Source organism: Pirellulaceae bacterium, assembly GCA_019636385.1.
Taxonomy (GTDB): Bacteria; Planctomycetota; Planctomycetia; order Pirellulales; family Pirellulaceae; genus Aureliella.
Map to the genome: position 1 here is coordinate 269,059 of JAHBXT010000004.1, position 20,538 is coordinate 289,596.

19 protein-coding genes are annotated in these 20,538 nt (G+C 54.8%); 13 read left to right on the forward strand and 6 right to left on the reverse strand.

Annotated features, from left to right (window positions below):
- Window positions 1–121 precede the first annotated feature (121 nt).
- The gene (locus tag KF752_15565) at window positions 122–1,303 is read left to right on the forward strand and encodes a class I SAM-dependent rRNA methyltransferase (protein ID MBX3422972.1); all 1,182 of its coding nucleotides are present in this window, start codon (window positions 122–124) and stop codon (window positions 1,301–1,303) included.
- A 374-nt stretch (window positions 1,304–1,677) separates the two neighbouring features.
- Here the strand turns inward: KF752_15565 and KF752_15570 are convergent, their stop codons facing one another.
- Window positions 1,678–2,442, reverse strand: coding sequence for a hypothetical protein (locus tag KF752_15570; GenBank protein MBX3422973.1), 765 nt, complete (start codon window positions 2,440–2,442; stop codon window positions 1,678–1,680).
- Window positions 2,443–2,754: 312 nt separating this feature from the next.
- Window positions 2,755–3,513: a creatininase family protein gene (locus KF752_15575; GenBank protein MBX3422974.1), complete on the reverse strand. Its 759-nt coding sequence runs from the start codon at window positions 3,511–3,513 to the stop codon at window positions 2,755–2,757.
- Window positions 3,514–3,816: 303 nt separating this feature from the next.
- Between KF752_15575 and KF752_15580 the strand changes: the two genes are divergently transcribed.
- From KF752_15580 to KF752_15590, 3 genes are all read left to right on the forward strand, one after another.
- Window positions 3,817–5,637 carry an ATP-binding protein gene (locus KF752_15580; protein ID MBX3422975.1) on the forward strand — a complete coding sequence of 607 codons (1,821 nt, stop codon included), beginning with the start codon at window positions 3,817–3,819 and terminating at the stop codon, window positions 5,635–5,637.
- 105 nt (window positions 5,638–5,742) lie between these two features.
- Window positions 5,743–6,471 carry a hypothetical protein gene (locus KF752_15585; GenBank protein MBX3422976.1) on the forward strand — a complete coding sequence of 243 codons (729 nt, stop codon included), beginning with the start codon at window positions 5,743–5,745 and terminating at the stop codon, window positions 6,469–6,471.
- An 18-nt stretch (window positions 6,472–6,489) separates the two neighbouring features.
- Window positions 6,490–7,299: a hypothetical protein gene (locus KF752_15590; protein ID MBX3422977.1), complete on the forward strand. Its 810-nt coding sequence runs from the start codon at window positions 6,490–6,492 to the stop codon at window positions 7,297–7,299.
- Window positions 7,300–7,533: 234 nt separating this feature from the next.
- On the opposite strand, the gene KF752_15595 is transcribed toward KF752_15590, so the two are convergent.
- Both KF752_15595 and KF752_15600 read right to left on the reverse strand, forming a co-directional pair.
- On the reverse strand, window positions 7,534–8,556 hold the full coding sequence (locus KF752_15595; GenBank protein ID MBX3422978.1) for an ATP-grasp domain-containing protein: 1,023 nt from the start codon (window positions 8,554–8,556) through the stop codon (window positions 7,534–7,536).
- A complete protein-coding gene (locus KF752_15600; GenBank protein ID MBX3422979.1) occupies window positions 8,553–9,572 on the reverse strand; it encodes a putative zinc-binding metallopeptidase in 1,020 nt (339 codons plus the stop codon). The genes KF752_15595 and KF752_15600 overlap by 4 nt, the downstream gene beginning before the upstream one ends.
- A 174-nt stretch (window positions 9,573–9,746) precedes the next feature.
- On the opposite strand from KF752_15600, the gene KF752_15605 reads away from it, so the two are divergent.
- The 7 genes from KF752_15605 (at window position 9,747) to bioA (ending at window position 16,292) form a co-directional block, all read left to right on the forward strand.
- Window positions 9,747–10,454 carry a hypothetical protein gene (locus KF752_15605; GenBank protein ID MBX3422980.1) on the forward strand — a complete coding sequence of 236 codons (708 nt, stop codon included), beginning with the start codon at window positions 9,747–9,749 and terminating at the stop codon, window positions 10,452–10,454.
- A gap of 126 nt (window positions 10,455–10,580) precedes the next feature.
- Window positions 10,581–10,847: a 50S ribosomal protein L28 gene (gene rpmB, locus KF752_15610; GenBank protein MBX3422981.1), complete on the forward strand. Its 267-nt coding sequence runs from the start codon at window positions 10,581–10,583 to the stop codon at window positions 10,845–10,847.
- 176 nt (window positions 10,848–11,023) lie between these two features.
- Window positions 11,024–11,311, forward strand: a complete 288-nt coding sequence (gene gatC / locus KF752_15615; GenBank protein ID MBX3422982.1) for an Asp-tRNA(Asn)/Glu-tRNA(Gln) amidotransferase subunit GatC — start codon at window positions 11,024–11,026, stop codon at window positions 11,309–11,311.
- Window positions 11,312–11,489: 178 nt separating this feature from the next.
- Window positions 11,490–13,049, forward strand: a complete 1,560-nt coding sequence (gatA, locus tag KF752_15620; GenBank protein ID MBX3422983.1) for an Asp-tRNA(Asn)/Glu-tRNA(Gln) amidotransferase subunit GatA — start codon at window positions 11,490–11,492, stop codon at window positions 13,047–13,049.
- Window positions 13,050–13,106: 57 nt separating this feature from the next.
- Window positions 13,107–14,582: an Asp-tRNA(Asn)/Glu-tRNA(Gln) amidotransferase subunit GatB gene (gene gatB / locus KF752_15625; GenBank protein ID MBX3422984.1), complete on the forward strand. Its 1,476-nt coding sequence runs from the start codon at window positions 13,107–13,109 to the stop codon at window positions 14,580–14,582.
- A 9-nt stretch (window positions 14,583–14,591) separates the two neighbouring features.
- Window positions 14,592–14,879 (forward strand): adenosylmethionine-8-amino-7-oxononanoate aminotransferase, encoded by a 288-nt coding sequence (locus tag KF752_15630; GenBank protein MBX3422985.1) that lies wholly within the window; start codon window positions 14,592–14,594, stop codon window positions 14,877–14,879.
- A gap of 66 nt (window positions 14,880–14,945) precedes the next feature.
- Window positions 14,946–16,292: an adenosylmethionine--8-amino-7-oxononanoate transaminase gene (bioA, locus tag KF752_15635; GenBank protein ID MBX3422986.1), complete on the forward strand. Its 1,347-nt coding sequence runs from the start codon at window positions 14,946–14,948 to the stop codon at window positions 16,290–16,292.
- A 78-nt stretch (window positions 16,293–16,370) separates the two neighbouring features.
- Here the strand turns inward: bioA and KF752_15640 are convergent, their stop codons facing one another.
- The gene (locus KF752_15640) at window positions 16,371–16,688 is read right to left on the reverse strand and encodes a hypothetical protein (protein ID MBX3422987.1); all 318 of its coding nucleotides are present in this window, start codon (window positions 16,686–16,688) and stop codon (window positions 16,371–16,373) included.
- 370 nt (window positions 16,689–17,058) lie between these two features.
- Complete coding sequence (locus KF752_15645) at window positions 17,059–17,595, reverse strand: hypothetical protein (GenBank protein MBX3422988.1); 537 nt, start codon at window positions 17,593–17,595, stop codon at window positions 17,059–17,061.
- Window positions 17,596–17,897: 302 nt separating this feature from the next.
- On the opposite strand from KF752_15645, the gene KF752_15650 reads away from it, so the two are divergent.
- Both KF752_15650 and KF752_15655 read left to right on the forward strand, forming a co-directional pair.
- Window positions 17,898–19,124 (forward strand): protein-L-isoaspartate(D-aspartate) O-methyltransferase, encoded by a 1,227-nt coding sequence (locus KF752_15650; protein MBX3422989.1) that lies wholly within the window; start codon window positions 17,898–17,900, stop codon window positions 19,122–19,124.
- A gap of 303 nt (window positions 19,125–19,427) precedes the next feature.
- Window positions 19,428–20,510: a TIGR03000 domain-containing protein gene (locus KF752_15655; GenBank protein MBX3422990.1), complete on the forward strand. Its 1,083-nt coding sequence runs from the start codon at window positions 19,428–19,430 to the stop codon at window positions 20,508–20,510.
- Window positions 20,511–20,538 lie beyond the last annotated feature (28 nt).

Below are 20,538 nucleotides of genomic sequence, written 5' to 3' on the forward strand. Positions count from 1 at the left end.
AAAACGGTCAGGCTGACGATCCAGGCGAGCATTTTTGGCTTGTAAAAAATTGGGCTAGCTGGCATTTCCGACTAGACTGCTGTGTCGGTTTGGCCCCAGTAGACTCGTAGTGCGACGCATCATGCAACTATTTTTGAACCCCAAATCTTCGCGGAGCTTTGATGGATTCCATCCGTGGGTGCTGCAACATTCACTCGCGGAGCCGACGACTCCCCCTGAGCCTGGCCAGATCGTTGAACTACTAACGCACGGGCAAGGTTGGATTGGACGCGGCGTCTATAACCCGGCAAGCCGCATTCGCGTGCGATTGTACGAATGGCAGCGTGATAGAGCACTGGACGAAACGTGGTTACAGTCAGAGCTGGATCGCGCAGCGCAGCTGCGCCAGGCATGGATGTCGCGACATGGAACATTGGATGCCGTGCGATGGGTTAACAGTGAAGGCGATGGTTTGAGTGGTTTGGTGGTAGATCAATTCGGTGAATTTGTCGTGGTGCAACTCACAGCTTTGGCGATGTTCCACTGGCAGCCTGCAGTGATTGACTGGCTAGTCGAGCGGCTGAAGCCGCAAGGCATCCTGGTGCGCATCGACGCAGCCACAGCGCGGGCAGAAGGGTTGCAACCACAAGAAGAATGGGTGCAGGGTCGTCCGCCAGATGGGCCGATCAAGCTGCGTGAGGGCCCCGTTCACTTGAGTATCGAACTGGGAATTGGTCAAAAGACCGGTTACTATCTGGATCAGCGCGCTAATCGCATGCGTGCAGCCCAGTGGATGGGGAGCGGACCGGTGCTGGATGTGTGCTGCTATCTTGGCGGATTTTCGCTGGCAGCTCATGCTCAAGCCAAGCCAGCCAGCATCACGGCGGTCGACTCAAGCATGAGAGCATTGCAACAAGCCGAACACCACGCTCAGTTGAACGGTGCCGAAATTGACTTTGTCCAGGCCGATTGCTTTGACTACACCAGCGCTTTGGTTGATGAAGGCCGGCGGTTTGAGACAGTGATTCTGGACCCACCGCGCATGGCCAGCCAGCGTGGGCAGATTCAGGCGGCACTACGCGCGTATCACCGGCTGAATTTAAGCGCGGTCAATCTGCTGCAGCCTGGCGGCATGTTGGTTACCTGTAGTTGCTCGGGGCGCATTAGTCGCGCGGACTTGATGGGGGTCTTGGCATCGGTTGCCAGGCGGACTCGACGGCGGATTCAGGTCGTGGAAAGCCTGGGAGCCGATTTTGATCATCCCATCGCGGCGCACTGTCCAGAGAGTGAATATCTGAAGTGTCTGATCTGCCGCGTTGAATGAAATTGTCAGTCAAAGAAGCTGGCCGGCGCGGGACCAGAGTTAACATCCAATCCGCGAACCTGCTGGCCAGCAACTTGCCAGGCGGTTCACGACTCTGGCCATCAGTCCCGCTTGTCCGACCCTGGCAGCCAACAAGGTCTGTGTGACGGTCACAACTCGCGCGCGGGGTTCGCGATTAGCCAACAAAAATGGCCATGGTATGCCGCTCCATCGTCACACCATGACCAAAATGTCGCTGGAACAGAATCTGTGTCAGAATTCCGTTCCACCCTCCCAATCCGTGGTTACTAGAGTTATCGGTTGCAGGAACACTCCGCGACGAATTTTTCTCTGGTTTTTTCGAAATCGAATTTGACAAATTTCGTAGTCGGCCCTTAGCGCTGTCCTGACAGCGGCCAACTGGCAACTTTATAGTGCTGCGGAACGCTGGCCATCGGTGAGGCGGCGGGTTGCATAGCCGAATGATCAGTAGCAGAGCCATCGCATTGCCCGCATGAGCTACAACCGGCAGCAGCGGTAGATTGACCGCAACTTCCCTGATCGCAACTTGTCTGGCAGTTCTGACAGGCGGCGCGGTAGCGATTGAAGGGACGCACTCCGCAGCTTACCGGGCCTGTAGCGTCGGATGGACAGGTATTGCAAGCTTGGGTGCAGGGACCACAGTGGTGCTTGTGAGCCCCTGAAATTCGCTGGCCTTGTTTGGCGCATTGCCGCGCTCGTTCGGCTGGGTGGGTCGCCCACAGGCTATCATCGGCGCACCATTGTAATCGCATATAGTCGGCAATCAGGTTCGTGGGCCGTCCGTAACCTATTCCTTGATAAGCCTGATGTTCGACGGACAATTCAGGCTGTGTCGATGAGTTATGGATAATTTGGTCGACGGGACTGCGATGCCGATGATGGTGCCCAACACCGAGGGCTTGAGGATCTGCTTCGGAAGGCGCAGCGGGTTGAGTATCGGCGACCGCCGCGACTTCCTGCTGGGCCAAGAAATCGAACGGCCCTGTGTCGGATGCATCGCCGGTGTAACTTGCGTTCTGATCGCTGCTACTGAGCGCCACGAAAATCTGCGCCTGTGCGGACGAACCCAAGCCGCAGCATACCAATGCAACGGTGGTGAGGAAGTGGTAAAATTTCATGCTTGGTACCCTTATAGCGAGCGATGATCGTATCCGTGATCGTCTGATGCGAAACCCAAATCCGTGGTAGCGGTCTCGATTTCATAAGGGCACCACGAACCAAACCCGTTTCGTGGTAACATGAACCACCTGAACCGCGAGGCCTGTGTCGCGGTGGGCATCGTTGGTGCTCTAGTCAATCATGCGCTGTAAACAGCGACAGGCAAATCATCCACTGCCAAGTTTTGACTGCAAAGCATGAAAGTCGTCCTTTTATTGGCATAAGCTAACCGGTGCGGATTAGGAAAACTTACCGGTTGAAGTCACTGCTAATCAGGCGAACGGAAAGTCTGAGTCCAACTGGCAGCCGCTCAGTTCCACCAAGAATGGAGCAACGCGCTGGACGATGGCTTCACCAAGTCGACGGCCCTTGTCGGCGGTAGCAGCATGTGGATTGCCTGATCCGCTGTTGGTGGTCAGCAGATGCCAAGGGCGAGTTAGCGTGACCCAGCCTTCGCGGAGAGCTTGGAACCGAAGCTGGCGCTGCCGGCCCTCGTCAGCTTGAAAGCTGCCATCGTCGGCCTGCTGCACCAAATCCGGCCGAAAGGCCAAGATCAACGATGTTTCCATTTCGCCAGCATGGTCATCCGCATGCTCACAGATTTGACCGGCCAGATCACGAATCATCTGGTACCAGTTGCACAGAAACAGGTTCACGGGAGTCCTGCCATACAACTCGCGTAACACTGGCTTTAGATCGTTGCCGCCGTGGCTATTGAAGATCAGCAGGCGATGTATGTTGGAATTCGCTAAACTCTCCACCAAATCACGCAGCACCAATCCCACAGTCGTCGGCTGCAAATTCATCGCCAATGGAAAGGCCTGCAGATTGGACTCTGTACCGTACGGCACTACGGGCAACTGAATGACTCGACCGCCCTGTTCGTTGGCTCGCTGACAACACCGACGAGCCAAATGCCAGGCTTCCAAGGAATCGGTGCCGTAGGGCAAATGCAGATTGTGCGGTTCAGTCGCTCCCATCGGCAACACGGCCACAGTGGGCGCCAATGACCGCACATCAGCCAAAGTCATCTCTTCAAGTAATCCCGAATTGGCAGGCAACTGTTGGGTCATATTCTTCAACCGTCTTACGTAAAGTTTCGTTGTCGGCTGTATCCGCCAGCCAGTAGATCTCACAGAATCATAGTCGAGCAATTCAAGTCGTAGAATCGGTCATCACTACCAGAGGCTTGTTCTGAACCGCATGCAATTGCGATACAATCAGGCCTTTTGCACTACCCGGACGACTGCCGCTGGCCAACCGTGTAGTGCGACGTCTGTGAGACGGATGACTGTGGCCCGAACCGAATCTCGTATTGTTCAAGAACAACGCCGATGAGCACTGCTGAATCACCGCTGCCCAAGTATGAATTTTTTTCACAGTTGGCGCGCATTATCAACTCGGGGCAGTCGCGATCAATCACATTGGCAGGCAACGTGAACGATCTGTACTTCGATGGTCGACAGTACGTTCCACTGGTTCAATTTTTGCTACAGAAGACTACTATTGCCGGGTTAATTCAGGTCGTCTACGAGTTGAATGGCCCGGTGCGCATCACGGACGCTGATCGCGGCAAGTTGCGTGAGGCTTGGGCAGCCTGGAAGACAGGCGTTGACCTGGGTTCGTTGCCGATCAAGGAAGTGGGTGCCGACCGAAGCAATATCGAACTCCGCCGACGCGAATTCGATCAGTACCTACGCGACTCGATCGGCAATGCCACGCAGGCGCTTGAGTTCCTGCGGCAGTTGTGCATCTGCTCGCGGACCACGCTGAGCGACAAACTGCTGATTTTCGTTGAGGCCGCTGACATGTTGTTGCCGGCCGGAGATGGCGACTTGTCTCGCTTAAATGACATGCAGCTTCGCCGTATAGCCATCGTGACTGATTGGTTCAGCGCTCCCGATTTTTTTGCAGGCAAAGACACTGTGTGTTTGATCGCAGAGTCGCGATCGCAGATTCACCCGCGCGTGGCTCGGCTACCCCAAGTCCTGAATGTCGATATACCAGCGCCCGACTACGAAACTCGCAAACACTACATCCAGTGGCAGGGCAGGCAGCCGGTCGGGACAACCATTCCTGAAGCCGACGCCGTCGGATCAAACCCCACCGCAGCACTCGCTAATCCAGAGATCGACGAACTGTCGGAGTCAACCGCAGGGCTAAGCATTCACGCATTACGACAGTTGCTGCTCAAAGCGCTGTATCAACGTCAGCCAGTATCACGACAAGATGTGGTGGAGCAGGTCGAACAGTTCATTCAGGCACAGCTGGGCGAGGATGTTGTCGAATTCAGCAAGCCATCGCATCGACTGAGCGACGTCATGGGGTTCAGCAACCTCAAGCAATTTCTGGCCGAATATATGATACCCCGATTGAAACTGTCCGATGATCGCGCCTTACCTGGGGCAGCGGTGGCCGGGCCCATTGGCGGTGGCAAGACATTTATCTTTGAAGCGGTTGCGGCTGAGCTGGACATGCCGGTACTAGTGCTCAAGGGCATCCGCAGCCAGTGGTTTGGGCAAACGGACGTGATCTTCGAGCGGCTGAAACGGGTTCTAGAGGCGTTGGGGAAAGTACTGATCTTTGTCGATGAAGCCGACACGCAGTTTGGTGGTGTCGGCGAAGGGACACATGAGACCGAGCGACGTCTGACGGGTAAGATTCAGGCGATGATGAGCGACCCGCGCTTACGCGGCAAAGTCATCTGGCTGCTCATGACCGCTCGAATTCAATTGCTATCGCCAGACATTCGGCGACCGGGCCGCGTAGGCGATTTGATCATCCCGGTGCTGGATCCGACCGGCGATGACCGGCGCGAGTTCATTCGCTGGCTACTCAAACCTGCGGGACAAGCCGGTGAGGGGTTGGTCGAATGGCTTGACGCGACGGGCTTGCCGCACGATTTTTCAGCGGCTGGGTTTGCCGCCCTCCGCAGCCAGATCCGAGCCCTACCACCGAGCAACGCCGACGAATTGAAACTGAGGATCGCTGATTTTATTCAGCCAGCCATTGGTCCTACACGACGCTACCAAACGCTGCAAGCGCTGATTAACTGCACGCGCCGCAGCCTATTGCCCGATCCATCGGTGACCGACCAGCAGCGGGCGCTTTGGGAACAGGAAATCCGCCTGCTTGAAGCCCAAGGCATTCGCTGATCCTCGAGGATGAAAGCCTGGCTGTGCCGTGGCCTCTGTTTTCGGAGAGCAGGCGTCGGTAGAATGGGTGGCGGCTGTTCAGCCTAGAACAACGAGACCGACCAAGTGAATTCGACTCGACGATTCGTACTGCGTTCAACCGTGTTGCGACCCAGCGTCATCCTGCCGATTCTGGCTGGAATTGCCGCAGGCTTGGCAGCCTGGACGAGTGGCGGCTCGACCTGGCTGACCGGTCTATCGATCATTGGTATTGCCGGTGGTGTGGCGTGGCTGTGGATCAGCACGATGTTGAATGTAGAACGCGTTACAGAACAGGCATTATCCATCGAACGTCAAGCTGAACTTGACTCTCGGGAAGCTCGGCTGGACGCTTTGGGCCGACAGTTGTTGACCGACCGCGATCATCGAACTCAGGATTGTCTGCGGATGCTGCGCAACCTGCATGAGGATTTCATGCGACTGGCGCGACAACCTGGTGTCGAGCGACGTAGCGCTCGTTTTGCCGAGCAGGTCCAGCAAGTTTTTCAGGTTGCCGTAGAGCAGTTACGGGAATCCTTGCGTTTGATGGAACAGGCTGAAGGACAAGTTGGCCAGCAGCGTGAGCAGATCATGGCGGAGCGCGAAATAATCGTAAATCGAGTATTGACCACTCAGGATCGGCTGAAGTCGGTGATCCAGCAGTTTCGCGAGTTGATCGAGGATGATCCGGAGCGCGACTTATCGGCGCTGCAACACGAATTAGAACTCAGCTTAGAAGTGGCTCGACGCACCGAAGAGCGGATGCGCGAGATCGAGAATCCCAGTGCGAATTACGAATCGTTTGTAAAAGAATAACGTTAAGGAACTGACGACATGTTTAAGGCGATTGGCAAATACCTGCGGGCTACTTGGTATCTCATGACCTTCCGGGTCACCAAGGCCAGCGAGACGCTGCGATTGAACCCCGGTGTCATTTCTGCCAACTACGATAAAGTCATCGACGAAAAGCGTAAGCGGCTGACGCAATACAAAGACGCCGTGGCTTCCATGATCGCTCAGGAAGAGAGCAAGAAGCAGTCGCTGGTCAAGTTGACTGAAGAAATTCAGAACCTGGAAAAGCTTCGTTCAGGTGCGGCGGCTAAGGCCAAGAAGCTGGTAGAGAAATACAACGGCGACGCTGAAGCTGTCAAACGCGACCCAGATTACTTGAAGTGCCAGTCAGCTTTCAAGGACTTTTCCAGCACGCTGGCTGAAAAACAGAAGCGTGCTGAGGAACTGGACTCCGATCTCAAGCAACTGATTGTCAACGTAGGCGGGCATAAGACCCAGATTCAAACTCTGATGCGCGAACTGGAAAAATTGAAGGAAGAAAAGCACGATGCGGTTGCCGAAGTGCTCTCGGCCAACGAAGAAAAGCAGATCGCCGATATGATGACCGGTTTAACCAACGATCGCACCAGCGAAGAATTGCGTGAGCTGCGCGAGGTTCGTTCCAAGGCACGCGCCGGAGCACGCATCAGTCGCGAACTGGCCGGAATGGAAGCCAGTCGCGTCGAAGCAGATTTTCTGGAATACGCCAAAGCCAGCGAAGCGGACAATGAATTCGATGCCTTGATCGGTTTGACTCAAAAAGATGCCGCTCAGCCAACCGAACCGCAGCGCGACGCAAAAATTCCAGAATAGTGATGTCGGGTGTGTGAGCGGTCGGGGGCAGCGTGTGCTCATGGCTATACGGGCATCATCACGCAACAATTTCGCCAGCCATCGCATTGGTCCGGCCACGCAACACACCAGATGTGGCAATGATTCGTGGTAGCGCCGGTAAGCGACCAATGCAATCCAGATAGATCACGGTAATCCATGTTCGACGTGGTGTCGTTGGGGCGCGCGTTCCACGCACCCTGGTTGCCTATTTTTTCACCGATTTTTCCAGGGCGCGTGATAGCTCATGCCCAAGCCGATAATCTTGCTCAGCAACTCTTCGTAGCTGATGCCAGCTACCTCAGCCGATTCAGCAAAATCTTCGCCGTAGGCCAAATTCGGATTGGCATTGGCTTCTAACACAAATACCCGGCCATCGGGACGCAAACGCAGGTCCATGCGCGCATAGCCGGTGAGGTCCAATGAATTGTAGATGCGTTTACATAGTCGAGCTATTTCGCGATGTTGCGTATCGGTCAAATCTGTGGCGGGTCCGGTAATAACACCTAGCTTTTCCTGGTACTTGCGATCCCACTTGACTTTGCGTGTGGCAATCAGCGGCGTATCGCTCTTGGTGAATTTCAATTCCCATATTGGCATCGTTTGCAAGCGCTTATTGCCCAGTACGCCGACGTACAGTTCGCGGCCCTCGATGAACTCTTCAGCCAATGCATCGGCTTGAGTATGCTCGTGTATAAAGGCCACGCGGGTTTTTAATTCGTCGTCGTTGTTAACTACGGAAGCTTGGGCGATTCCCAGTGAGGCGTCATCTACGACGGACTTGACGAAGATGGGATATTTTAAGCGAACCGGCCGAACAACTTTACGACCGATGGGAAAGACCGTGAAGTGAGGAGATGGTATGCGATGAAACGACAGTATCTTCTTGCACAGGGCTTTGTCTTTGGAAAGTAGGAGACCACGCGGATTGCAGCCCGTGTAGGCTTGGCGCTTCAGTTCTAAAAAGCTGACGATGGCGCTGTCGTAGGTCACGACACCGCTAAATTCTTCCAGAAGATTGAAGACAACGTGCGGCTGACTTTCGAGGATCGCCTGACGCAACGGCGAGATATCGTCGTTCAGACCGAGAATTTCGACTTCGTGCCCCATCTCTTTGAGGGTCGAGACCACATCAAATTCAGTCTTCCACTCATTGATTTCACGCTCCGACTTGCCATCCATCGTTTCCGGTGGAATGAAACTGGCATTGACCAGCGTGAGCACGCGGAGCGGTTTCATAAGGCCACCCGATGATAGCCTTGATGCAGATAGTTCATCGTTTGAACGGTCAACAGCAACATCATATCCCGTTTCGCATCAGCTTCGCTACCAGTCAACCGCAGCCGGAGATCGCGGCAGCGGTCAATCATCTCAGTCAATACCTGGTCGATGGTGTACTGCGACTCTCCAGTCCATTTCGACACGCAGCCCCGCAATTCGGTACGAATCAGCCGTAAAAACTGCGAAGCCGAGGATTTACTGGCATACTCGTTCTTGTCGGAGAAGATGCGCAACAAATCCCGATCGTAAAAGTTGGGATGATCGACGCCATAATACTGCCGTTTGTGGTGATAGTGATCGCCCAGCGTAGTAGTGATTGTACTCAGCGGATCAATGTGCACCTTCGAGTTGACCAGTGGCTTGCGACCATCTAGTTCGGCCATGATTTGATTGACATACTCCAATTTCTTCAGTGCTGGCCAGTTCTTGTACTGGGTATTCCATCGCGATCGAGGACGCAACCAGACGGCAAACGACTCGGCAAAATCTTCCGTCGGATGGCTTTGTGCATACCACATATCCAAATGAAGCACATAGTCGCGGCTGTACGGTTTGGGCCGATAATATGTAGGATAGGGTGTGGATACGCGACCAAACACCTGGCGATAAGACTTGCGACGCCTCAGTCGATAGGCGGTATCAATCGCATGCCCCGCCTCGTGCCGCAAGATCTTCATGCACCATTCGCTGTTACCGCCTTCGACTTCTAACATCTGCTTGCGTTCTAGACGCATCAAACGCGGATGTGCCAAGTAGAATGGGATGGCGATGCCCGGCACGCCATCCGGCGAGAACCATTCATCGGACAGCCAGACGTGTGGGCGGAACCGCAACCCGCGTTGGCCAAGCTCCTGGTAAAGCTGTTTGAGACACTGCTGGACCATCGAGCCACGCAATGTTAACTTCAAGTCGCACATACGCACTTGAAACAACTCGGCGTCCGTCATTCGCTCTAATTTCCGCGAACTAATCATTCGCGTTTTTTGTACAGCCACTCGTGTTGCCCGTCGTTGTTGTCGTCGATCAACCACCGTAATTTTGCGTCAGCTTTGGAAGCTTAGCTTGCCCACCAGGATGTGCCAACTATAGCCTAGGAATCAATTTAATCTACGCTGCCGCTGGCGCTCACCGGAGCACTGGAAATATTTATGAGGATTCTCGACACTTGCCTGGCATTGCCGGCAATGGCCGCCTGCCTGCTTTCGGCGGTACAGGCCCAGTCCGTGGCCGACTCAGCGAGACTCTGGGACGACTGTCTACGCCCAGCCTATCGAGGAACGAGCGATACCGTCCAACTGTCGGGAGCAGAAATTGGGCGGCAACAGCTTGAACGCCTCCCCACCCTCCTGTCGGCCCGAAATTTCCTGATTGATGACGGACGAGTAACCGATGAGGGGCTGAAATTCATTGTGCAATCATGCCCCGACTTGGAGCATTTGCGACTGCGGCTGAGCCCGATCGGCGACCCTGGTGCCGTGTATTTATGCAAACTCAGAAATCTCCGCATCCTTAATTTGCCGCAATGTCGATTGACGGTAGCCGGAATCAGGAAGTTGGCGGAACTGCGGTTGCTGGAGGAAGTGCGCTTAGGTGGGGGCCAAATCGACGATTTTGCCCTGGCTGAACTGGCACGACTGCCGTCACTCAAGCGTTTGCACCTGATTGGCCCCAGTTTATCGGACCAGGCACTCGACATAATAGCTGAAACCAAGGGGCTACAGTCCTTTTATTTGGACGACTGTAACCTAGACCCGGCAGCCTGGAAAACTCTGAGTTATCGGCGGCCAGAACTGCATGTTCATATCGACCAGCCCCACCGGGATCGCTGGAAAAAAGCGGACCTAGCCCCGGAATGAGCCACCCAGAAGAACGGTAAGTAGCCTCCAACTTGGCGAATCATTTGCCGTTGTGGAAACCGGCGGGCCGGCTATATTTGTTCGCCCACGCAAACTTGATTTCAGTTGATTTTTGGAGAGTCAGACATGGCCAGTCAGTGTGCCATTTGCAGCAAGAAACCAGTTGTCGGAAACAGCGTCGAAATTCGGGGTAAGGCCAAGTACTTGGGTGGCGTCGGTACCAAGGTAACTGGGATTACTCGCCGTAGATTCAAGCCGAACTTGCAGTCCATTCGGGTCGAACTGCCCAGTGGTGAGCATCGTCGGCTGAGGGTCTGCACGCAATGTATTCGTAGCGGCCTGGTTCGCAAGGTCGTCAGGCAGAAGCCATTTGCAGTGCCGGCGGCCAAATAGATTTAGGCCGATATCCATGCGGTAGCTACGCTCGCCAGAGCGTGAATTGCGCTTTTAAGGATTAGATTGGGAAATCCCAAGCTCCACCGTCTGAGGACGGTAGCTGTGAGTTCCATCGTCTAGCGACGGTAACTACATGGCACCGCTCGCTACACTCACTAGTCGGAATGCCGAATATGCAGCTTTCGCGTGATGACGTACGTAAGGTAGCAGCGCTTGCCAAATTGGAGCTGAGCGATAGCCAACTGGATGATGTCGCCGAAAAGCTACGGAATGTACTGCGATTAGTCGACCAGCTGAGTCAAGTCGACACCACGGGCGTGGAGGAGATGGCACACCCGGTAGACGTGCATTCAGTGACTCGTGGCGACCAAATTCAGGCCGGGTTGCCGCGCGAGGCAGCTCTCAGGAACGCGCCACAAACCGACGGCGAATTCTTCCTGGTGCCTCCGGTATTGGGATAAACCCAGCGACACTGCTGTACGGGTACTACAGGTTAGCGCGTTGCCATCAAAGCTGCGGATACTTTCTCGCTAGCTATCCTTTTAAAAGAGTGGCTCTCAGGTCCTCTTTAAACTGCATTCTGGCGTCTGTAGCCACAGTCCTTGCAGCGGCCAGCGGGCTCGCGTAAGCTGGCTGCCTATGAAGCTTGAAAATCTATCCGCCGTTGCATTGGGCAAGAAGATCGCTGCTCGGGAGATATCCTGCCGGGAGGCCACGGCCTACTTTCTCCAACGCTCTCAAGAGCTTGACCCACAGGTTGGTGCCTACATTAGCCTGCTGGATGAGTCCGCCGTATTGGCAGAAGCACAACGTGTCGATCAGCATTTGTCTGGCAAAGTTCACAATTTTCTGGCGAAGCAGTCGCCCCTGACCGGAGTACCCGTAGCCATCAAAGACGTGCTGTGCCTGGAAGGCTGGCCAACGACTTGCGGGTCGCGGATGTTAAAAGAGTACCGTCCGCCATATACCGCGACTGCCGTCGACCGGCTGCAACAGGCGGGACTGGTCGTGCTGGGCAAGACCAACATGGACGAATTCGCGATGGGTTCCAGTACGGAAAACAGCGCGTTGGGTGTGACTCGCAATCCCTGGGCGCTCGACCGCACTCCGGGCGGATCCAGTGGCGGCTCCGCAGCCGTATTGGCGGCTGGCATGTCGCCGCTGGCCATAGGATCGGACACGGGTGGCTCGGTTCGCCAACCAGCAGCTTTTTGTGGCGTATGTGGCCTGAAGCCAACCTATGGCCTGATCAGTCGCTGGGGACTGGTTGCCTATGCCAGCAGTTTGGATCAAGTCGGTCCGATGGCCCATCACGTTGAAGACGTGGCCGCTCTCTTGCAAATTATGGCCGGTCACGATCCGCGCGACAGCACCTCGCTGAATGTAGCTCTACCAGACTATGTGCAGCAGCTTGACCAACCGCTGGATGGACTGCGCGTGGGCATCGTTAGCGAACACCTGCACCATGGTTCGCTGGACAGCCAAATCGTGTCAGCTGTGCAGCAGGCCTGCAGGCTGCTGCAAGAGCTGGGGGCTAGGCTGGTTGAAATTCACCTTCCGCATAGCGCACACTCGGTGGCTGCGTACTATGTGATCGCGCCCTGTGAAGCCAGCAGCAACTTGGCACGTTATGAGGCAGCGCATTATGGCTTTCGCGCCCCCAAAAATTCCGATCACCAATCCGTGACCATTAGAGACGCTGCAGGCCGCCAATCCGCCAGCAACTTAGGTTCAAACGAGCCATCGCCACTGGAGCGGATGATGATCGCCAGCCGCAGTCAGGGATTGGGAGATGAAGTCAAACGTCGCATCCTGCTGGGCACGTTTGCACTCAGTGCTGGATACGCGGATGCTTATTATAAACAGGCGTTGCGAGTTCGCCGTTTGATCGCTCAAGACTACCAATCGGCTTTTCAACAGGTCGATGTACTACTGGGACCGGTCGCACCATCTCCGGCCTACGTCCTCGGTGAAAAGGTTGACGATCCGGTACAAATGTATTTGGGGGATCTGTTTACGGTGGAGGCCAATTTAGTCGGCTTACCTGCCTTGTCGCTACCGGCTGGCATGAGCAATAGTGGCTTGCCGCTGGCGATTCAGTTGCAGGCTCCCCAGCTACAAGAATCGCGATTGTTGGCTACTGCGCATCAGCTCCAACGCGCGGGCCTATTTGAGCCGCAGATTGCACCGCTTGGCTGATCGTAAGGCTGGGGGCTGGCCCGAGTCGTAAAGAACCGTAATGAGATCCCTGCTGACATGAGTGCTGTACCTTATCGACTGGTAGTTGGCTTGGAAGTCCATGTGCAACTGGCCACCAACACTAAACTGTTTTGCAGTTGCTCAACGAAATTTGGCGCTCCGCCCAACACCCAGGTTTGTCCCGTTTGCTTGGCTCAGCCCGGAGCGCTGCCGGTATTGAACGCCCGGGCTGTCGAACTGGCCATTCGTACGGGATTAGCGCTCAATTGTAGAATCGACCCGGTCACCAAGTGGGATCGCAAGAACTATTTCTATCCAGACCTACCTAAGGGATATCAGATCAGCCAGTTCGACCGGCCGATCTGCGGCGAGGGGTACTTGCAGTTTCCCGACCCCGATTCGCCAGGTGACTTACTGACTGTGCGATTGATTCGCGCGCATCTGGAAGAGGACGCTGGCAAGAGCCTGCACGACGAATCGTCAGGTACAGCCGACAGTCGAATCGACCTCAATCGCGCAGGCACGCCACTCTTGGAGATCGTATCCTATCCCGACATTTCCAGCCCTGCAGCTGCCAAAGCCTATTTGACTGACCTACGTTTGCTGCTGATCTACTTGGGGGTATCAGATTGCAATATGCAAGAGGGCAGCTTACGAGCCGACGCCAATGTCAACTTGCATATTCCACAAGCCGACGGCCAGACTGTCGCCACCCCAATTGTAGAACTCAAGAATCTGAACAGTTTTCGAGCGGTCGAACGAGCCGTGGCCTATGAAGCGCAGCGACAGTATGATCATTGGCAACGCACTGGCCAGACGATCCACGACGCTCCCAAACAGACTCGCGGCTGGGACGATAATGCTGGTGTTACCAAGGCCCAACGCGAAAAAGAAGAATCTGCTGACTATCGCTACTTTCCCGACCCAGACTTGGTACCGCTCAAAGTCACCGCAGACATGCTCGCCCAGCAGCGGCAATTGATGGGCGAGCTGCCCGCAGCCGCGCGGACTCGATTGCAGAATCAATTCGGCCTGAAGGCCTACGACGCCGACGTCATAGTTTCTCAAGGGCGTCCCGTGGTTCAATACTACGATGCGTTGGTCGGTGGCGGCGCGGACGCTCGGCGGGCAAGTAGTTGGCTACAACAGGATGTGCTGCGAACGTTAAAAGAGCACAGCTGGTCCATCGAACAATTCCCGATTTCCAGTCAGCGACTGGGCGAATTGCTACAGGCGATTGACCAAGGGAATCTGGACAACGCGCGCGCCAGGAATGTCTTTCAATATCTGCTGGAACACGATGTTTCGATTTCGCAGGCCATCGAGGCTTTGGGAATTAAACAGATCGATAGCAGTCAACTGACCGACTTGTGCCAGCTACTGCTTCAGGAAAATCCACAAGTAGTTGTTCAATTCCGTGAGGGGAATACCAAAGCCTTAGGCTACCTGGTCGGTGCCGCGAAGAAGAAAGATCCGAACGTCGATCCCAAACAGGTACGTGAATTGTGCGAGAAACTGATTCAGGCAATGTGAGGAACCATCGTGTCACACAAAATTGCGGGAACCATCGTTCAAGTCGATCAGGCTGGCAACTTGATTACCGACATTCCAAGCGAAAGACTGACATCTGCACCGACTGATGATTCACTGCGAGTGACCGTCGATGAACACGAAACGTTCGGCCTGTTCGCGCCAGACCATGGACAACCTGACATGACGCTGATCGCCATCGTGGCTCCTGGCGAGCCGCTAACGGTCATGTTGGTCGGCGATAGCGCTCGAGCCATGCTCGGAGTGTCCGTAGGTGCAGCAGTTTCAGTTCAATGGTAATCTGCGGACCTCCATCCCACATACGCACATCAGCAGCTTGACGCACCAGGACTTGACGCCACGCACATGTCAGATCAACAGCACGTCGATCGCCATCACTATTGGCATGCGTTCACGCAGATGGCCGAGTACGAACCGCTGATCATTGATTCGGCTCAGGGCGTATGGCTGATGGATGTCAATGGTCGGAGGTTGCTGGATGGTTGCAGCAGTATGTGGTGCAATGTCCATGGTCATCGCCATCCGGTCATCGATCAAGCTATTCGACAACAGTTAGAACGCGTTGCCCATGTCACGTCGTTGGGAATGAGCAATCCGACGACGATCGAGCTGACATCGAAATTGGTGGAGGTAGCTCCTGAGGGTTTGGAATGCGTTTTTTTCAGCAGCGATGGCGCCAGCGCAGTGGAGGTCGCGCTGAAGATGGCCTTTCAGTATTGGCGACAGATTCAGCCTGCCCAACCGCAGCGGGACCTCTATCTGGCGTTAGGCAGTGCTTACCACGGCGATACGCTGGGTTCGGTCAGCGTTGGCGGTGTGGCGCGCTTTCATGCGATGTTTTCGCCGTTGTTGTTCGATGTTCTGCGAGGCCCCTGCCCCGACACCTATCGTGGCCCCGAAAGTGTGTCAGCCACGGACCTGACCACATACTACCTCTCTGAATACCGAAAGCTGTTCGAACGCTTTGGCCAGCGCATTGCGGCGGTGATTGTCGAACCGCTGCTGCAGGCAGCTGCTGGAATGGTCCTGCATCCGCCGGGGTTCCTGCGTGGTTTGGCCAACATGGCGCGAGACTATGGAACACTCTTGATTGCCGATGAGATTGCGACAGGCATGGGACGGACCGGCAAGATGTGGGCCTGCCAGTGGGAAGATGTGCGACCCGACTTGCTGTGCACCGGAAAAGGACTTAGCGGCGGTTATTTGCCGATTGCCGCCACGTTGACGACTCGAGAAATATGGAATGCGTTCTTGGGTGAATATAGTCAGTCGCGATCCTTTTTTCATGGACACACGTACGCTGGAAATCCGCTGGCCAGCGCGGCGGCCTTGGCTACGCTTCGAGTCTTCGATGAAGAACAAACATTGGTGCAAGTCCGTAAGAATTCCAGTTATCTTGCAGAAAGCTTGGCCCCACTGAAAGCGCATCCGCATATTGGCGATGTTCGCCTATGCGGGTTGGCGGCAGCAATCGAACTGGTTCAGCATCGCGACTTGAAAATCGGCTTTCCCTGGCAAGCCAAAGTTGGCCAGCAGATGTGCCAGCGAATATTGGAATATGGCGTCTGGATGCGGCCTTTGGGCAACGTGCTGGTCATCATGCCCCCGTTGCGCATTACCAGCAGCGAGATCGACATTCTGGTTGCAGCGATTCGTCGTGCGCTGGCTGAGCAGTTTACGAATAGTAAATAAAAACCGCTGCGTAAGCCTAGGACGAATATTCGTTCTTGGCTTACGCAGCGGGATCAGTAACAACACAGAGTTGTAATACTATTTGCCTCCAAATACTTCCTGCAGTCGATGATAGGTATGAAGTGCGCCGCGCACCGCATGAATGCCTCCCACGCTCTCAATAGCTTCAATAACGCTAATCAATTTATCGCTCGAACCAACCAATTTGATGGTCGCGTGCAATTGTGCCATTTGGGCTTCGCTTAGCCCACCGTTGCTTCCGCCGGCCTTCAAACGCTTGGGAATCCGCGTCAGCCCCATACTTCGCTTGACTTGGCTAACTGTCGGTTGGCTGCACTGACAAGCCTTTGTGATTTCGACCATCGTGGCCTTTGGATTCTTCTTTAGGTAATTCATTACCACTTCTTTTTTAGTCTTTTTCGTCCGCATTGGGGCATATACTCCGGTCTCAGGCATGTGGCGAATCTGAAGGAACTGACAAAACTCGTGAACTTGAGTGTCATGGTCGGTATCCTAATAAGGCGGCTTCAAATGGGAAGTCCCAAGCATTGATAAAATCCAAGAATCGAGATAATAGAATGAAACAACCTCTAAATGACCAACGCTTCATGCTACTGAATGGCCAACAGAATGTTGTGCAATAACTGGCCAATCCATACCTGGTAGATGTGGGTTTGGTATGCCTTGGAAACCTGAGACCATGGACCCGTTCCACCGCCACGCCGGTGGGCGTACCTCGGTCGATTAGAGGATGCGCCAATGCAGCCTAGTCCGAAGCCCCCAATTGGAAGTCAAGTGCCGGCTGAACTGGTGCCGGGCGGGCTGTATTATCGAGCAAGGCTGCGCCAGACTCGAGTTGGCTTGGCCCTTCTGAATTCCCCACTTCCGCCAAGGGTAAAGGTACCACTGGGGTTGACTTGGGTTGTGGACCGGTTTGCAGTTGCTCCCAAGGCTTGGGCAGCATGTACCGGCGGCACAGTGGCGGCGAGTGCTTGGTCTGATAGAGTCCCAAACGTTTGGCTTCACACCACACCATAGCCTCTTGGCTACTGGGCTCGATTACGTGCGCCAACCAACCTGAAAAATGCCGCGGCCGGTTGTGATTGCTACGATAATCGTCCCAACAGTCTAGCCAGCGTTCCGGCAGAATATCGGGCCGAGGATCACACGTGTTTTTGTTGAAGGTTGGACGCTCGGCAGCGTAGCTCGCACTGCAGGCCAGTGCGCCGAACGCCACAAGGACACCTAACCCGCGGCCCAGTGCCACAACCGCCACAGCCGCTGGGTATCGAATTGCTCGCATTATGATTCCCTCCATGGTCCACACGTTCCTGGGTTCAACTGGCCAATCTCTGCCTAATGGCAACATCGGTTGGCGGGCATGGCGGCTGAAACGCGAAGCTGTGAAGCCGATTGCCCGCTGCGTAAACTGTGAGGATAATCCTGCCTGCATAGCCTTTTCTGAAGATGCAAATAGTGATTAAGTTTGCCGGAACGTTGCGCTGGCTCGCCAGAGCTGTTAGACTAGACCATGAGCTGTTGTCGGCAACAATCTTTACTTTTTCGATTATCCGGCCAACTATGGACTGGCGTGCAATACTGGGGATGCTGATTCTGACCGGTAAGCTGTTTGAAATTGGTTCTGCGCAGGTGGGCATTGCGCCGACGTTCAATGACGCCGCAGCCCGACAACGGCTAATTGACGAAGTTTTAATTCCAGGAGGCATAACCGATCGCCGTGTCCTGGATGCGATTGGCAAGACTCAGCGGCATCACTTTGTGCCAGCTGAGGTTCGCGATCAAGCCTACTTAGATCGCGCTTTGCCAATCGGCGAGTCACAGACCATCAGCAGCCCTTACATCGTGGCTGTGATGACTCAAGAACTTGATCCGCAGCCTGAACATAAAGTCTTGGAAATTGGCACCGGCAGCGGTTATCAAGCTGCTGTACTCAGCCCATTGGTCAAGGCGGTGTACACGATTGAGATCGTGGAGAAACTTGCTGTGCAAGCGCAGCGTGTTCTTGCCAATTTGGGCTACACGAATGTCTTCACCAAAACCGGCGATGGATTTTTGGGGTGGGAAGAGCACGCACCCTTCGATCGCATCATCGTGACCTGCAGTCCAGAAGATGTTCCCCAACCGCTGGCTGACCAATTGGCTGAGGGCGGTCTGATGATCATCCCCGTAGGCGAGCGTTACCAGCAGATGCTGTGCATGATGCGAAAGCGGGATGGGAAATTACAGCGAGAGGCGTTGCGCCCAACCTTGTTCGTACCCATGACGGGCCAGGCCGAATCGCAACGACGCATTCACGCTGACCCGGCTCGGCCCAGTCTCGTCAATGGCGACTTTGAGCAGCCAGTTCTGGAAAGCGGGGACATCCCGGGCTGGTACTACCAGCGCGGGCTAACCCTGCAGAACGATCCCCCGCAGCCAATCAAACCCAACTCGGCGCAGGGCGCTTACGTCCAATTCAACAACGATGTACGAGGCCGTCCAACGCACCTGCTGCAAGGTTTAGCGCTCGACGGCCGCCGAGTACGCCGAATCACATTATCCGCCAGTGTACGAGTGAAAGAAGTACGCGCCGGTTTGGAGCGCGACGAATTGCCAGCGGTTACTGTGCGGTTCTACGACGACCAACGAAATCTCTTGGGAACTCAGTTTCTCGGGCCGTTCAAAGGCACTAAGAACTGGCATCAGGAAAGTCGCTTCTGTAGCGTTCCTGACCAGACACGCGAGGCCATTGTGTCCATCGGACTTTTTGGAGCCACTGGTACCGCTGCGTTTGACAATGTGGTGTTGGAACCGGCTCGAACCGAACGCTGAAAACGCTCGGCAGAGCGAAAAATTGCAGCCGCTTAGTACTTGATAGTCAAAACTAAGCTAGACTACCCAGAGCGGCACGTGCTCATTGGTCGCACTGCCGTTAAAATCCCCCCAAACCGCTTGATTAAACCATTTTGTTGGCTATCCTACCTATTCAGTTACCATTCCAGCTCGGCGAGCCTATTTTTCTCGGCGAGCCTATTTTTTGGGCTGAGATGTCGTCAATGTCCGGGATGTCGCTCATTACGGTTTGAGCACCCCTGATTAAGGTTCAGTTCCGTGGTGTCAATGGAGTTCAGTCACATGAAGATTACGGTGCTTAGAGTCGCATCGACGGTCCTGCTGTGCATAACAGCGGTTATCGCATCCGGCCCAGCCGCTTTGGCAGGCTGGGGTAGTTTGGGCGGTAGCTATGGTGGATCATACGGTGGAGGTTCTTTTGGGGGCAGTAGCGGTTATGTCGCTGGTTACGGTTCCTATGGTGGATCCAGTGGCGGCTCTGTAGGACAACCATTTACTCCGGTACGTTCCGTCTTGCGGGGTATTCACAACCATATCGCTGCTAAAATTGACCGCCATCAGGCTCGGCGAGCATTTTACTCCAGCTACGGTAGCGTTGGTTACGCGAGTTCTGGATATGGAAGCAGCGGATATGGCGTCAGCTACGGCGGATCGACGGGCGGATACTCCTATGGATCGACTGGATCAGACGTCTCCTATGGCAGCGTCGGCTCGACATCCTACGGCTCAGTTGGCTCAGCCTCGTACAGTGAATCCTACGGTAGCGTCGGAAGCACCATTTATCAGGGGGCTGCCAATGACAGCGGTAGCGGATATAGCGTGCTATCGAATCTGGCTCAAGAACACGACGCCGACGCGGTTTATTTGACTGTTAGCGTACCAAACGCGGCGGCCATCTACGTCAACGGCAGAGCAACCACTAGCTCCGGCAGCGTGCGACAATATGTCAGTCGCGGATTGGTTGCTGGCAAGAGCTACAAGTTTGAACTCCGAGCGGAATTGCCCGGTGTGGACGGACAAGTGATGACGGAAGAGCGAACCGTGGTTGTCACTGCGGGAGGTCGTGAGCATCTGCAATTTGCATTTGCCGACTCTGCTTCACCGGTTGAGACGTCACTGACTCTGAATGTTCCCGAAGGCGCCAAAGTTGTTCTGGCAGGCAACCCCACTCGGGCAATTGGCACGACCCGGACCTATCAAAGCAAGCAGCTGATGGTCGGCCAGGTATGGGACGATTACGTTGTCGAAGTTGAGCTGGATGGCCAAGTCAAGCGACAGTCGATTCGACTGATTGGTGGTGATAGCTTGGAATTGAGCTTCAATTTTAGTGCTTCAGCCGTGGATCAACTGGCTGCAACTCGATAAACACTCTGCGGGACCACTTTGGTTAGTG

Bases quoted from the DNA above. Each gene is read 5' to 3' on its own strand.
- bioA (MBX3422986.1), top strand. From the start codon at position 14,946: ATGTCAGATCAACAGCACGTCGATCGCCATCACTATTGGCATGCGTTC.
- rpmB (MBX3422981.1), top strand. From the start codon at position 10,581: ATGGCCAGTCAGTGTGCCATTTGCAGCAAGAAACCAGTTGTCGGAAAC.
- KF752_15650 (MBX3422989.1), top strand. From the start codon at position 17,898: ATGCTGATTCTGACCGGTAAGCTGTTTGAAATTGGTTCTGCGCAGGTG.
- KF752_15640 (MBX3422987.1), bottom strand. From the start codon at position 16,688: ATGAATTACCTAAAGAAGAATCCAAAGGCCACGATGGTCGAAATCACA.
- KF752_15595 (MBX3422978.1), bottom strand. From the start codon at position 8,556: ATGAAACCGCTCCGCGTGCTCACGCTGGTCAATGCCAGTTTCATTCCA.
- KF752_15645 (MBX3422988.1), bottom strand. From the start codon at position 17,595: ATGCGAGCAATTCGATACCCAGCGGCTGTGGCGGTTGTGGCACTGGGC.
- KF752_15605 (MBX3422980.1), top strand. From the start codon at position 9,747: ATGAGGATTCTCGACACTTGCCTGGCATTGCCGGCAATGGCCGCCTGC.
- KF752_15575 (MBX3422974.1), bottom strand. From the start codon at position 3,513: ATGACTTTGGCTGATGTGCGGTCATTGGCGCCCACTGTGGCCGTGTTG.
- KF752_15570 (MBX3422973.1), bottom strand. From the start codon at position 2,442: ATGAAATTTTACCACTTCCTCACCACCGTTGCATTGGTATGCTGCGGC.
- KF752_15580 (MBX3422975.1), top strand. From the start codon at position 3,817: ATGAGCACTGCTGAATCACCGCTGCCCAAGTATGAATTTTTTTCACAG.
- KF752_15565 (MBX3422972.1), top strand. From the start codon at position 122: ATGCAACTATTTTTGAACCCCAAATCTTCGCGGAGCTTTGATGGATTC.
- gatA (MBX3422983.1), top strand. From the start codon at position 11,490: ATGAAGCTTGAAAATCTATCCGCCGTTGCATTGGGCAAGAAGATCGCT.
- KF752_15590 (MBX3422977.1), top strand. From the start codon at position 6,490: ATGTTTAAGGCGATTGGCAAATACCTGCGGGCTACTTGGTATCTCATG.
- gatB (MBX3422984.1), top strand. From the start codon at position 13,107: ATGAGTGCTGTACCTTATCGACTGGTAGTTGGCTTGGAAGTCCATGTG.
- KF752_15600 (MBX3422979.1), bottom strand. From the start codon at position 9,572: ATGATTAGTTCGCGGAAATTAGAGCGAATGACGGACGCCGAGTTGTTT.
- KF752_15655 (MBX3422990.1), top strand. From the start codon at position 19,428: ATGAAGATTACGGTGCTTAGAGTCGCATCGACGGTCCTGCTGTGCATA.
- gatC (MBX3422982.1), top strand. From the start codon at position 11,024: ATGCAGCTTTCGCGTGATGACGTACGTAAGGTAGCAGCGCTTGCCAAA.